The organism is Pustulibacterium marinum, from assembly GCF_900116665.1.
GTDB lineage: Bacteria > Bacteroidota > Bacteroidia > Flavobacteriales > Flavobacteriaceae > Pustulibacterium > Pustulibacterium marinum.
The window spans coordinates 1-13,238 of sequence record NZ_FPBK01000015.1; the positions used below are offsets into that span (position 1 = coordinate 1).

The following is a 13,238-nucleotide window of genomic DNA, read 5'->3' on the forward strand; positions in this document are numbered from 1 at the left end:
CTTTTGCAATAGCTAAATCAGCAAGACCTTATGATGAAAATTATATCTCTAAATTATCCTAAATAGTCTTGTTTTTTAACTCAGATCTTTGTTGTGTGCAGTTATTTTTTATTATTAAAATCAAATTTGTAACCAAAACTCAAATTAAATGTTTGATTATAATATTTTTGAGGATTCGGTATTAAATCACCTCCATATGACTTTCCAAAACTTCTATTCCATATAAATTCAAGAATTAAATGATTTTTTTTGTTTGGAAGAAGGTAATTATATCCTATACCGACCAAAAATCCTTGCTCGTTCTTATTTGCACCTCTGTCATTTGTATAGTCATATTTGTTTTCCGAAATTTTAATATCTCCTTTTTCCTTTGAGTTAATTAAATGTCCAAAGGTAAGTCCACCAAGTATGTGTATTTCGTTTTGTTTTATGGGAAAATAGATTTTTAAAGGCAAATCAATTGTCCAGTAATTTTGAATCCATTTGATTGTTCCATCAACGTTTTCATATTCTTGAGTTTCACTATTCCAATGATTTGTTGCATTTATTTTTGAACCTTTTTGGATATAATTTGCTCCCAATCCTAAAGAAAGTCTTTTATTGAATCTAAATTCTATCAAACCACCTATGCTAACTCCGCTTTTTAGTTTCTTACTTGCTGGATTGTTTGCATAAAAATTTTCAGGTGAATCTCCATTTAAAAAAGTTTCCGACTCTGCATCCTTTCCGTATTGATTTGCTAACATAAGTCCACTCTTAAAAGTGAAATCAAATCCCTTTTTTGTATCTTGTGCAAAGTTGAAATTTGCAAATAAAATGGAAATGATTAAAGTTAGTAGTAGTTTGATTGTAAATTCCTTTTTCATAATTCAGTTTTTTAGATAGATACTCTTTTCTGAATAAAGTTGCGTCTAATTGCACACAACTCGTTTATATCATGAACAAGATATAACTTTTTACGCAATTTTAAATTTTTATTTCAAAAAAATCTTACAAACAGCCATCTAAAGACCATAGACATACACCTCCAAAAAGAGGAGTTTTGTATAAAAAGCATGGGGTTGGTTTCATCTCTTAGCTAAGGTCCAAAGGAATATCCCTCTGTATGTCGGGTTGGTTACCGATAGGCAGCACACATGCTAGGTGCTTATGGAAGCAAGTACATCGCTCTTAGAGCGAGGCTTCTTTGTTGCTAATACAATAAAAACCAATACAGGAACTAAGATATAAAAAATGCAGCAATTGAAGATAGTTTGATAGCCGTACGCTCATTTCCCAAGGGGTTTGCTCCCAGTTTTGTTCCAGTCTTCCTTGGTAAAATGGCGTTTTCGTAAAGGAAACTCACCGTTTACTGCAACAACACTGCAACAAACACACCGGGGTGTTTTACGAAAATGTAACAATTGGTCACGTTGGGTACATTTGAGTATCAGTACGTATGAACGGTAATAAAATGGTATCATACCCCACACATGGGTGCAGATTCCCACAGATATGCACAAAATTGCACAAATTTGTAATGCTATTTCCAACAATTGCTACAAGTAACTGATATGTATTCCCTACCATAATACACTGGTTTTTAAATGAATTATCCATCAAATGGATCAAGGCTAAACTCCGTAAAACCTTGAAAATAAACAACCTACAAAAACATATCGGACACGTGCATTACAGTTGCGGACACTTCGTTTTAGTTAAAACGTTGATATACTGCATAGTAACCCAAACAAATCGGACACTTTAGTCACGTTCTGTTACCGTTCTGTTACCGTTCTGTTACCATCCTGTAAGCGTTCTGTAAGCAAACACTATGCTCCCACTGCTCATCCTGTTACCAACCTTGTACCAACCTTCTGTATACCTTGTACCACTCCGTGCTTTTTCTTTTGAGCTACTCTTACCACTTACTTTTTAGGTATATACAAACTGTATATTGAACATTTCCTTTGAGTTACACCTCAAAGTATCTCCTATAAGTATTTTGTAGTTAAGTATCCTCAATGAGCAACAAAATCATGATTAAGAACATGTACACTGGTGTATCCACTAGGTATGTTCTAATTGTTCATAAGGAAGATTGAATGAAAACAAACGGTTCATTGGATGTTTTCAACCGTTTGATTGAAAAGAAACACACGGGTGTTTTGAACAAAACGCACGTGCGTTTCTACAAAAACAGACGTCCGTTTTTTATAAAACGGACGTCTGTTTTCAAGGGACTTTGGAAATAACAGTAAATAAAAGGTTTATCAAAGCCGTACCTAAAAGTAATAAAAAATATTGGATACATCATCATGCTACACTTTAATCTTGATTTCAATACCCCATGAAATTGAATATATATAAGGGGCAGTATCTCACCAACAAAACTAAAAATCTAATATACTAACACTCTAAACTACTAGAAGAAACATTCAAAATAATAAAAAGGCTTCAGTACACTTTGCTCTATTGCATTCCGCAAAGCACTCAGCCACCGGAAAAGTAAACAGCTTTCAGCCATTAGCAGTCAGCCTTTAGCTGATAGTTGATAGATTCCGTATCACAGCACAGAATGACAATCGCATAATGCCTAAGTTTCAATTTTTGAATATACCGTCATCCTGAACTTGTTTCAGGATCTCACCAACAAATCTAAAAACCTAATATACTAACAGTCTAAACTACTAGAAGAAGCATTTAAAATAATAAAAGGCTTCGGTACACTTTGCTCCATTGCATTCCACAAAGCACTCAGCCACCGAGAGAGCAAAAAGATTCCGTGTCACAGCACGGAATGACAATCGCATAATGCCTAAGTTTCCATTTTTGAATACACCGTCATCCTGAACTTGTTTCAGGATCTCACTAACAAATCTAAAAATCTAATATACTAACACTCTAAACTACTAGAAGAAACATTCAAAATAATAAAAAGGCTTCGGTACACTTTGCTCCATTGCATTCCACAAAGCACTCAGCCACCGGAAAAGTAAACAGCTTTCAGTCATTAGCAGTCAGCCTTTAGCTGATAGCTGACAGATTCCGTATCACAGCACAGATGACGGATATTTTAAAAGTGTTCAGTAAGCAGTTGCAGTAGGCAGTATCTCACCAACAAAACTAAAAACCTAATATACTAACACTCTAAACTACTAGAAGAAACATTCAACATGTATAATTCAGCATTCAAAATAATAAAAAGGCTTCGGTACACTTTGCTCCATTGCATGCCACAAAGTACTCAGCCACCGGGAGAGCAAAAAGATTCCGTGTCACAGCACGGAATGACAATCGCATAATGCCTAAGTTTCCATTTTTGAATACACCGTCATCCTGAACTTGTTTCAGGATCTCACTAACAAATCTAAAAATCTAATATACTAACACTCTAAACTACTAGAAGAAACATTCAAAATAATAAAAAGGCTTCGGTACACTTTGCTCCATTGCATTCCACAAAGCACTCAGCCACCGAGAGAGCAAAAAGATTCCATGTCGTGGCACGGAATAACGGATAATTTATAAGTATTCAGTAAGCAGTAACAGTTTGCAGACTATCTATAAACATATAAGACTTAAAACTGATAACTTCCAACGAATAACGAAACATACACCCTACAACATATCAGCAACAAACGCCTGTAGCTCAGTGAAAAAAGCAAAGAACTCCGTTTCAAAAGCATCGTAATGGGCTAGCAAACTGTCACCGGCAATGTCCAGTGCGCCTCTAAACTTGGTTTTGTGATGCATTTGTTTCAAAATGGTATCTATCCCTTCAATACTAGCATACATGACCAACCAATTGTATTGCAGCATAGGTGGCATCAGTCGTAAAATTCGCGGAGGTAAAAGCGCTTCGTGTTCCTGTAAGCTTTTATAGAAATCAGCTGCATAAACATCCAGTGGAGTAGGGTGGAACTGTTCCCAGTGCTTAGCCAAAAAATGATCATAAAGCATGTCTACAATCACCCCGCTATAATGCCCGTGTACGGCATGGAGCTTCTTGGTACTTTGGCGTACAATGGGGTGCGCATCGGTATAAGTGTCTATAGCCCTGTGGAGTAGAATTCCTTTTTGAATATCCGGAGGGTAGGTTTGGTACTGTTTGCCTTTAATACCGTCTGCAATAAAATTTCCTATGGTAAGTAGTTCATCCGCACCGGATAAATAGATATGGGCTAAGTAATTCATGATTCTAAAGTACAAAATCTTTCGGTATTTGATATATTTGTTACATAAACAACAAACATATAATGACATTAATTAAATCAATATCAGGTATTCGTGGTACTATTGGAGGAAATGTAGGAGACAACCTTACTCCGGTAGATGCAGTAAAGTTTGCTGCTGCCTATGGTACTTGGTTAAAACAAGCATACGCACATCGCCCTTCATTAAAAGTAGTGATGGGAAGAGATGCACGTATTTCAGGCGAAATGATTCAGGGATTGGTAACCAATACGTTACTTGGTTTGGGGATAGATGTGGTAGCACTAGACCTTTCCACAACGCCTACGGTAGAAGTAGCAGTGCCCTTGGAAAATGCTGAAGGAGGAATCATTTTAACGGCAAGCCATAACCCAAAGCAATGGAATGCGCTGAAACTCTTAAATCATAAAGGTGAATTTTTAAGCGCAGCGGATGGTGAGGCTATTTTGAAGATCGCTGAGGAGGCGTCTTTTGATTTTGCGGCTGTAGATAGTTTAGGAACTGTTACAGCAAACGATGCTTATTTTGATATTCATATTGATGAGATTTTAAAGTTGCCATTAGTGAATGAAGAGGCTATTAAGAAAGCTAAGTTTGTAGTAGCCTTAGATGCTGTGAATTCTACGGGAGGTATTGCCATTCCTATGTTGTTAGACAGGCTAGGGGTAGAGTGCATCAAGATGTATTGTGATCCTACAGGTGAATTTCCTCACAATCCGGAACCATTGAAGGAGCATTTAACAGACATTGCGAACAAGGTACTAGAAACCAATGCAGATATGGGGATTGTAGTAGACCCCGATGTAGATAGATTGGCTTTTATGGCAGAAGATGGTGAAATGTTTGGAGAAGAATACACCCTGGTAGCTGTGGCAGATTACGTGTTGAGCAAAACACCGGGAAATACAGTATCTAACATGTCTTCGTCAAGAGCGTTGCGCGATGTAACAGAGAAACATGGCGGAAGTTACGAAGCCAGTGCTGTAGGAGAAGTGAACGTAGTGTCGTTGATGAAAGAGAACAAGGCCGTGATTGGCGGTGAAGGGAATGGAGGAATCATTTATCCTGAACTGCATTACGGTCGTGATGCATTGGTAGGGATCGCTTTATTTTTATCGCATTTAGCAGAACAAAAAATGACGGTGAGCGAACTGCGCAAAACCTATCCTGCGTATTTTATGAGTAAGAAGAAGATCGCCTTAACACCACAAATTGATGTAGATGCCATTTTGAAAGAAATGACACAGCAATATGCTTCGGAAAACATCACCACCATTGATGGAGTAAAGATTGATTTTCCGGAGAATTGGGTGCATTTGCGTAAATCGAATACAGAACCTATTATCCGAATTTATACAGAAGCTACTTCTCAGGAAGCTGCCGATGCTTTAGCAGATCGTTTTATTACAGAGATCAGTGCTATTGCAGGAATTTAACGTAATAAGAATAACTCACCAACTTTATGTACAAATGCATAGGTTGGTGATTGCTTGCCAATGAAAAAAATACTACCATACAGTTTATTGCTATGCCTATTGATGGGTCAATGGGTGATGGGGCAACAGTTCAGTAAAATTACCAGAGAAAATTACAAGCAATACATTGAAGAAGCGCCAAGGTTTACCATTTATGGTGATAACTATTTTGTAGCAGGTAAACAGCTAAACCAAAGTGCTTCGGATGCTAAAAGCGATGCCCGTTTTGAAATTGGTTTCAAAGAACGTTTAATAGATCATCCGTTACCTTGGGATACCTATTTGTTTTTGGCGTATAGACAAAAGGCATTTTGGGAAGTGTATACGGAATCGTTTCCGTTTAGAGCCTTAAACTACAACCCCAGTATAGGAATTGGAAAGGTGATCTTTGATAAGAACGACCGTTTGGAAGGTGCTTTTTGGTTTCAATTTGAACATGAATCCAATGGAGAAGGTGGAGATATTTCACGCAGTTGGAATCGTTTTTCATTATCGTACTTTATGCCCGTTAATGAACATTTTCTCTATACCTTCAAAGTATGGTTACCACTAGGATCCATGGAGGATAACAGAGATATTACAGATTATGTGGGGTACGGTCAAGTAGATATGAGCTACAAGACGAAAGAAGACCGCTGGATTTTTGAAGCGGAAGCCAGAAAAGGAATGGTGGGCTTGCGAGGTAGCTTGCAATTGGGTGTAAATTATAGATTGTCTAAAAAAGGGAACGAGTATGTGTACTTGCAATTCTTTCAGGGATACGGTCAAGATTTGATCAACTACAACCGTGAACTTTCGTACATTCGGTTAGGCTTTAGTATCAAGGATATGAGCTTTAATTTCTATTAAATAGAAAAGTTCATCAAACAATTACTGGATAATCATTTGATGAGCTTTTTTATATGTATTGTAGAAGGCTAACGCTAAGAAGGTTCTTCGTCAAAGTTTACCATCCATTGGATACCAAATTTATCTGTAAACTGTCCAAACCAAGCGCCCCAAAAGGTTTTTTGTAATCCCATAGTTACTTTACCACCTACCGATAGCTTTTCAAAAAGCGTTTCGGCTTCTTCCTTTGAATCGGTATTGATAGACACCGCAAAGTTGGTCCCTGCTGTTACCGCTCCGCTAAATTCATTGGTATCGCTCCCCATCAACATGGTTTCGGTACTAATAGGCAAACACACATGCATAATTTTATCGGCATCTTCAGGGTTCACTTCGCATTCATCATTTTGTGGCATATCTTTAAACCTACCAATATAAGTGAACGCTTTATCAAAGACTGATTGGTAGAAAAGAAAGGCTTCTTCGCAGTTTCCGTTAAATGTAAGATAGATGTTTACTGTAGCCATAATATGTTATTTTTTAGATATTTCTTCTTAAATGTAATGAATTTTCTTCAATCGATTGTTGGCTGTTAAGAATACTTTAGAGAAGTATTTGGTGGAAGCATATTGATTTCCTTCGGATTTAATTATTTTTGCACAAAAGTAGATGCAATGCTGGCAACCAAAGAACCAAGAACCACTTTAGAAAAGTATTTTCAACCCTTTAGAGAACAGATTATTGGTATTGATCAATCTTTTGAATCGCCCTATGGAACTCAAAAGATTGTATATGCAGACTGGACGGCGAGTGGCCGACTTTATGGTCCTATTGAAAAGAAAATGCAAGAAGTGTTTGGGCCTTTTGTAGCCAATACACATACCGAAACTACACATTCTGGTACGGCTATGACCATGGCGTATCACAAAGCAAAACGCATGATCAAAAAACATGTGAACAGCAATGAGAATGATGTATTGATACTAGATGGTAATGGAATGACAGGTGTTGTAAATAAGTTTCAACGTATTTTGGGATTAAAGGTCCCAGAGAATTTGAAGAAGTTTACCAACGTGCCTGAGGAAATGAAACCGGTTGTTTTTATTTCACATATGGAGCATCATTCCAACCAAACATCTTGGTTAGAAACAATCGCCATTGTAGAGGTAATTCCTCCTGGTGAAGATGGTTTATTCTGCATGCAAAGTTTTAAGGAAGTAGTGGCTAAATATGAAGCACATACCATCAAAATAGCTTCTATTACTGCGTGTAGTAACGTAACAGGATTAGCCACGCCATACCACGAAGTAGCCAAAGTAATGCACCAAAATGGAGGTGTTTGTTTTGTAGATTTTGCGTGTTCTGCACCGTATGTAGAGATCAATATGCATCCAGAAGATGAAGAAGCATATTTAGACGCAGTATTCTTTTCTCCTCATAAGTTCTTGGGAGGTCCCGGAACTTCGGGTGTTTTGGTTTTTAATAAAAAACTTTACAAAAACATGATTCCAGATTGTCCTGGAGGTGGTACCGTGAGTTGGACAAATCCCTGGGGAGAACACAAATACATAGATAATATTGAAGATCGTGAAGATGGTGGTACTCCCGGTTTTTTACAAACCATTAGAACTGCTTTGGCCATACAGCTAAAAGAAGAAATGGGAGTTCAAAACATTTGGGATAGAGAGCATGAGATCTTAAGTCAGCTTTTTAGTGAGTTCAATGAGATTCCTAATTTAAATCTCTTGGCGCCACAACATGAAAATAGATTGGGTGTGTTATCATTTTACATAGATGATCTTCATTACAATCTAGGAGTGAAGTTGTTGAATGATAAATTTGGAATTCAAACCCGTGGTGGTTGTAGCTGTGCGGGTACGTACGGGCATTATTTGTTGCATGTAGACAGAGAAACTTCCAACCAATTAACGCAGGAAATATCACTAGGGGAACTACTTAGAAAACCAGGATGGATTCGTTTGTCTATTCACCCAACGTTGTCTTGTGAAGAGATCAAGTACATTTGTGAAAGTGTAAAATCTTTAGCGGCTCACCATAAAGAATGGGCTAACGACTATGATTATGACAAAACTAAAAATGAGTTTATACATAAATCATTTCAGCAAGATATAGCTAGTGAAGTAAATACGTGGTTTACCTTAAAGTAATAGCAATGCAGAATTAAACAGCTTCCGAAGTAACCGTTTGTTTCTTTACAGGCATTTTATCTTTGTGCTTAAATCTATTGTGGGTCCAAAGATAATAGGCAGGTGCTTTACGAATTTGTTGTTCCAGAAGTCTGTTAAAGGTATCTGTAATTTGATAATTTGGTATCGATTTAGGATCATCCGTAATCACTTCAAAGGAAGCTTTATAATATCCTCGTTTTTGTTTTTCAACATTTAAAAATACCACCGGTGCATCGAATTTTTTAGACATAATTTCGGCTCCGGCATAAACAGGCACGTTAATACCTAAAAATTGAGTCCAGTAATGGGCGTGTTGTACTTGAGGAGATTGATCGCTTATAAGACCATAAATAACCAAACGCTTTTCAGTTCTATGCTTTAGCATGGTACGTACGGTATGGTGTCTGGATATCAAATAAGAATTATGACGTAAACGTACCTTTCTAATCAATCGATCTATATATTTATTGGCTAATGGAGTGTATACCGCATGCCCTTCATGCTTGATAAAATCGCCTAAAGACATTACCCATTCCCAATTACCATAATGACCAAGGACTAGCATGATACTTTGGTTATTATTTTCGAATTTCTTTAAAACATCAAGATTTGTGTATACAAAACGTTTTTTCAAAGCTTTTTCGGAAATGGTCATGGATTTAATCATTTCTAAGAACGTATCACAAAAATGATGGTAAAACTTCTTTTCAATTAATTTAAGTTCATCATCACCTTTATCTGGAAAAGCTAATCGAAGATTTTTACGAACAACAGAAACTCTGTATCCCAATACTTTGTATACGATAAAACATGCCACATCAGACATTACGTATAGAAACGAGAACGGAAGTATAGATACAAACCAAAGTAGTGGATATAGTAATAGGTATACAATTAGTTGCATTAATAGAGTTTCGTTTTGTGCAAATATAGCTATATTTATTCTCTTAAAACTTATAATTTTTTTATGGATATCAGTTTAGTAGTAATTGTAATTATTGTTGCGAATGCTTTAATTTCTTTTCAAGGATTTAATAATTATTCATTTTTTGAACGTTATAAATTTCAAATTGGTGCTATTCAAAGAGGGGAGAAAGACCGAATGTTTACTTCCGGGTTTTTACATGTAGATCCTGGTCACCTTATTTTTAATATGATCACATTATATTTCTTTGGAGATGTAGTCGTGAATAATTTTGGTTCAGGATTATTTATAGTGATTTATCTGGTTTCTCTTGTCAGCGGTAGTTTATTGGCATTGTATTTTCATAAAGATGAATATCACTATAGTGCGGTAGGCGCTAGTGGAGCAGTTATGGGTATTTTGTATTCTGCTATTCTATTATATCCTGAAATGAATCTAAGGTTTTTCTTTATACCTATAGATATTCCGGGTTATATTTTTGGAATCGGATATTTATTGTACACTATTTATGGTATGAAGGCAAGGCACGATAATGTAGGCCATACCACGCACTTTGGTGGTGCTATAGGTGGTTATGTACTTACTTTAGCATTTGAACCTAACCTATTTTTTACAGAATTGAGAATGGTAATTTTACTAGCCATTCCTATTTTAATATTGTTTTATATGATTAAAACAGGTAAAATATAATTTACCCTTTAAAGAAATAAAAAAGAGCTACTAACATATATGGTAGCTCTTTTTTTATATTTATTATTTTCTTCAGAATTATTTTTGTGCTTGTTCTGGTTCTTTTGAAGTTATTGTTTGTTTTGCTTCTTCTTTTCCTTGTTTTACGGCACAACCGAATAAGCATTTTTCTTCAATAAGATCTGCAATACCTTCTGGTAACATTTCTTGCCATCCATCTTCACCAGCTTCAATTTTCTTAAGAACATCTCTAGAGAAAATTTCTAAACTTTCTGGATCATATTGTTTGATGTCTACCACTTTTCCATTGAACTTGAAGAACTTGTATAATTCTTTCATTCTAGGATGTACACGTAGGTTATCGCTATCAATAATTTGTCCAGTGTCTTGGTCTTTCATTGGGTGAAGATATACGCGCAAGTCTCTGTAGAATAGTTTACCAAACGCTTCCAAAATACCACCACTTAAATGTCTGTAATAATTCTCGTCAAAAATTTCTACCAAATTGTTAACTCCCATGGCAAGTCCCATTCGGTTTTTGGTATAGTTAGAGAAATATTCTACTACTCGGTAATATTCTTTAAAATTGGAGATCATCACCGTTTGTCCCAATGAACAAAGTAGTTCTGCTCTGTCTAGGAAATCTTCTTCGTCAATTTCTCCTTGTGATTTTAAATTAGATAAAGTGATTTCAAAAATAACTTCAGTTTTTTCTTTGTTCACTTTATTCTCTTTCAAGAACATTTCATATGATTTTTGATACATACTCATGTTCACCTTAGTTACAGGACGAAAGCTTCCACGTAAAGCCAATACATTTTTCTTGTATAAAATGGCTGCCGGTAATACGTTGTTTCCTGAAGGATCAAACATTACAGCTTCGGTCATTCCGTTTTTAACGAGTTGTAAACTCATCAAACGGTTATCAACATTAGCAAACCGAGGACCGGAAAAATTTATAGTATCTATTTCTACGATATCTTTATCAAGATGATCATATAAATATTTTAAAAGTTTCTTAGGCTTATTGTGTTTGTAAAAGGCACCGTAGATCAAATTTACACCTAGTGTACCTAAGGTTTCTTGTTGCAATCTTGCTTCAGTTTGATGAAAACGAATATGAAGAATAATCTCATTATAGTCTTCATCAGGATCTACTTGAAAACGAACTCCAACCCAACCATGACCTTTGTATTTTTTGGCAAAATCAATGGTAGTAACCGTATTGGCGTATGAAAAGAACATACGATCTGGATACTTATGTCTTAAACGCTCTTCCATTAGGTTCATCTCATGGGTAAGCATTTTTTTCAATCGAGGTTCTGTTACGTAACGTCCGTCATCTTCACGCCCATAAATAGCATCACTAAAATCTTTATCGTAAGCACTCATTGCCTTGGCAATAGTACCGGAAGCCCCTCCTGCTCTAAAAAAGTTACGAACCGTTTCTTGGCCGGCTCCAATTTCAGCGAAGGTTCCGTATATCTCTTCGTTAAGATTTATGCGTAATGACTTAGCTTTTATAGAGGGAACATTTGCAATCTCTTTATCTCCTTTTAAAATAATAGCCATTTTAGTCTGTTGTGGTTTTCACAAAGTTAAAAAGATTAACGTGGATTTCGCCAAAAAACTCATAAATTTGAAGAAAAATAGCTAAATGCAAATTACTTTTCTGGGCACAGGAACTTCACAGGGAATACCTATCATAGGAAGTGATCACCCCGTATGTTTAAGTAACGATTCCAAAGACAAACGTTTACGTGTTTCTGTTCTTATAGAATGGGATAATTATACGTATGTAATAGATTGTGGACCTGATTTTAGAGCGCAAATGCTAGCTAATAATGTTCAAAAAATTGATGGTATATTGTTTACGCATGAACATGCCGATCACACTGCGGGATTAGATGACATTCGCCCATTTTTCTTCCGTCAAGGAGACATACCTATTTATGCTCATGACCGCGTTCTTGATCAATTAAAGCAACGTTTTGAATATATTTTTGCAACTGAGAATAGATATCCTGGTGCGCCAGCTGTAAAAACTCAAACGGTGGAAAACAAACCTTTTAGATTGGCTAATACTACTGTGACTCCCATAAATGTATGGCACAACAGATTGCAAGTTTTTGGATATCGTTTTTTTGATTTTGCCTATTTAACAGATGTAAAAACGGTGCCGGAAGAAGAAATGCAAAAATTAACCGGATTAAAAGTTTTGGTAGTAAATGCACTTCGCATAGAACCCCATCATTCCCATTTCAATTTAGAAGAGGCGCTTGATTTTGTAGCAAAAGTGAAGCCCGAAAAGGCATATTTCACTCACATAAGTCACTTACTTGGTTTTCATGAGGAAGTAGAAAAGCAGTTGCCAGAAAATGTATTTTTAGCATACGATAACCTCAAAATTTCAATATAAACCCTTATCAAATTTTAATTAAAACATGAAGAAGCAAATTTTTATGTATTTGTTTGTGTTTGCCATTTTAGCACTCATTTTTCAATATGTAAACGCAAAAAAAGCATACGAAGATACTGGTAGACGCATAGATAATCTTGCAAAGGAGAATACTAAGTTGAAAGATTCTTTAAAGCATATGTTGATAGAGCTATCAGATTATGAATATTTTTCTATTGAGAATGACACGCAGGCGCTTGAGTATTTTTATGATTACGACATTGATAACATCCAAAAATATGTTTCAGATAAATTAATTGCTACCAATACCAAAGAAGGAAACCCTCTTATTCCTTATGTTGGTATTGATGGAACTATGCGCATTAATAAAATACGTGTTGTAAATCATCGTTGGGTTTTATGTGACTTTAGCGATGGTAAAAATTGGGGACAGTTGGTGATTGAGTATTTTATAAATGATGATTACAGCGTTGAATTTAATACCATAGCGCATGTAATGTATCCACAGAACAGATAAT

Annotated in this window: 11 protein-coding genes; 6 read left to right on the forward strand and 5 right to left on the reverse strand. The window is 36.0% G+C overall.

The window, feature by feature from the left end; genetic code table 11:
* Positions 1 to 101: 101 nt before the first annotated feature.
* Together BM383_RS15770 and BM383_RS15775 are read right to left on the reverse strand one after the other, a co-directional pair.
* On the reverse strand, positions 102 to 866 hold the full coding sequence (locus tag BM383_RS15770; protein ID WP_093026115.1) for an outer membrane beta-barrel protein: 765 nt from the start codon (positions 864 to 866) through the stop codon (positions 102 to 104).
* Positions 867 to 3,600: 2,734 nt separating this feature from the next.
* The gene (locus tag BM383_RS15775; protein WP_093026116.1) at positions 3,601 to 4,176 is read right to left on the reverse strand and encodes an acyl carrier protein phosphodiesterase; all 576 of its coding nucleotides are present in this window, start codon (positions 4,174 to 4,176) and stop codon (positions 3,601 to 3,603) included.
* Positions 4,177 to 4,238: 62 nt separating this feature from the next.
* Here BM383_RS15775 and glmM point away from each other — a divergent pair, with 62 nt between their 5' ends.
* Complete coding sequence (gene glmM / locus BM383_RS15780) at positions 4,239 to 5,630, forward strand: phosphoglucosamine mutase (protein WP_093026117.1); 1,392 nt, start codon at positions 4,239 to 4,241, stop codon at positions 5,628 to 5,630.
* A gap of 60 nt (positions 5,631 to 5,690) precedes the next feature.
* Positions 5,691 to 6,518, forward strand: a complete 828-nt coding sequence (locus tag BM383_RS15785) for a phospholipase A (protein WP_093026118.1) — start codon at positions 5,691 to 5,693, stop codon at positions 6,516 to 6,518.
* A 74-nt stretch (positions 6,519 to 6,592) separates the two neighbouring features.
* Here BM383_RS15785 and BM383_RS15790 read toward each other — a convergent pair whose 3' ends face one another.
* Positions 6,593 to 7,024, reverse strand: coding sequence for a VOC family protein (locus BM383_RS15790; RefSeq protein ID WP_093026119.1), 432 nt, complete (start codon positions 7,022 to 7,024; stop codon positions 6,593 to 6,595).
* 147 nt (positions 7,025 to 7,171) lie between these two features.
* Here BM383_RS15790 and BM383_RS15795 point away from each other — a divergent pair, with 147 nt between their 5' ends.
* The gene (locus tag BM383_RS15795; protein WP_093026120.1) at positions 7,172 to 8,665 is read left to right on the forward strand and encodes an aminotransferase class V-fold PLP-dependent enzyme; all 1,494 of its coding nucleotides are present in this window, start codon (positions 7,172 to 7,174) and stop codon (positions 8,663 to 8,665) included.
* A gap of 13 nt (positions 8,666 to 8,678) precedes the next feature.
* On the opposite strand, the gene BM383_RS15800 is transcribed toward BM383_RS15795, so the two are convergent.
* Entirely contained in the window at positions 8,679 to 9,590 is a 912-nt protein-coding gene (locus BM383_RS15800) for a lysophospholipid acyltransferase family protein (RefSeq protein ID WP_093026121.1), read from the reverse strand.
* A gap of 63 nt (positions 9,591 to 9,653) precedes the next feature.
* On the opposite strand from BM383_RS15800, the gene BM383_RS15805 reads away from it, so the two are divergent.
* On the forward strand, positions 9,654 to 10,301 hold the full coding sequence (locus BM383_RS15805) for a rhomboid family intramembrane serine protease (protein WP_093026122.1): 648 nt from the start codon (positions 9,654 to 9,656) through the stop codon (positions 10,299 to 10,301).
* Between the two features lie 78 nt (positions 10,302 to 10,379).
* Here the strand turns inward: BM383_RS15805 and BM383_RS15810 are convergent, their stop codons facing one another.
* On the reverse strand, positions 10,380 to 11,873 hold the full coding sequence (locus BM383_RS15810) for a nicotinate-nucleotide adenylyltransferase (RefSeq protein WP_093026123.1): 1,494 nt from the start codon (positions 11,871 to 11,873) through the stop codon (positions 10,380 to 10,382).
* Between the two features lie 85 nt (positions 11,874 to 11,958).
* On the opposite strand from BM383_RS15810, the gene BM383_RS15815 reads away from it, so the two are divergent.
* Together BM383_RS15815 and BM383_RS15820 are read left to right on the forward strand one after the other, a co-directional pair.
* On the forward strand, positions 11,959 to 12,720 hold the full coding sequence (locus BM383_RS15815) for an MBL fold metallo-hydrolase (RefSeq protein WP_093026124.1): 762 nt from the start codon (positions 11,959 to 11,961) through the stop codon (positions 12,718 to 12,720).
* Positions 12,721 to 12,745: 25 nt separating this feature from the next.
* Positions 12,746 to 13,237 carry a hydrolase gene (locus BM383_RS15820; RefSeq protein WP_245766603.1) on the forward strand — a complete coding sequence of 164 codons (492 nt, stop codon included), beginning with the start codon at positions 12,746 to 12,748 and terminating at the stop codon, positions 13,235 to 13,237.
* The last annotated feature ends 1 nt before the right edge of the window (position 13,238 follow it).

Bases quoted from the DNA above. Each gene is read 5' to 3' on its own strand.
- glmM (WP_093026117.1), top strand. From the start codon at position 4,239: ATGACATTAATTAAATCAATATCAGGTATTCGTGGTACTATTGGAGGA.
- BM383_RS15810 (WP_093026123.1), bottom strand. From the start codon at position 11,873: ATGGCTATTATTTTAAAAGGAGATAAAGAGATTGCAAATGTTCCCTCT.
- BM383_RS15795 (WP_093026120.1), top strand. From the start codon at position 7,172: ATGCTGGCAACCAAAGAACCAAGAACCACTTTAGAAAAGTATTTTCAA.
- BM383_RS15820 (WP_245766603.1), top strand. From the start codon at position 12,746: ATGAAGAAGCAAATTTTTATGTATTTGTTTGTGTTTGCCATTTTAGCA.
- BM383_RS15815 (WP_093026124.1), top strand. From the start codon at position 11,959: ATGCAAATTACTTTTCTGGGCACAGGAACTTCACAGGGAATACCTATC.
- BM383_RS15805 (WP_093026122.1), top strand. From the start codon at position 9,654: ATGGATATCAGTTTAGTAGTAATTGTAATTATTGTTGCGAATGCTTTA.
- BM383_RS15775 (WP_093026116.1), bottom strand. From the start codon at position 4,176: ATGAATTACTTAGCCCATATCTATTTATCCGGTGCGGATGAACTACTT.
- BM383_RS15770 (WP_093026115.1), bottom strand. From the start codon at position 866: ATGAAAAAGGAATTTACAATCAAACTACTACTAACTTTAATCATTTCC.
- BM383_RS15790 (WP_093026119.1), bottom strand. From the start codon at position 7,024: ATGGCTACAGTAAACATCTATCTTACATTTAACGGAAACTGCGAAGAA.
- BM383_RS15785 (WP_093026118.1), top strand. From the start codon at position 5,691: ATGAAAAAAATACTACCATACAGTTTATTGCTATGCCTATTGATGGGT.
- BM383_RS15800 (WP_093026121.1), bottom strand. From the start codon at position 9,590: ATGCAACTAATTGTATACCTATTACTATATCCACTACTTTGGTTTGTA.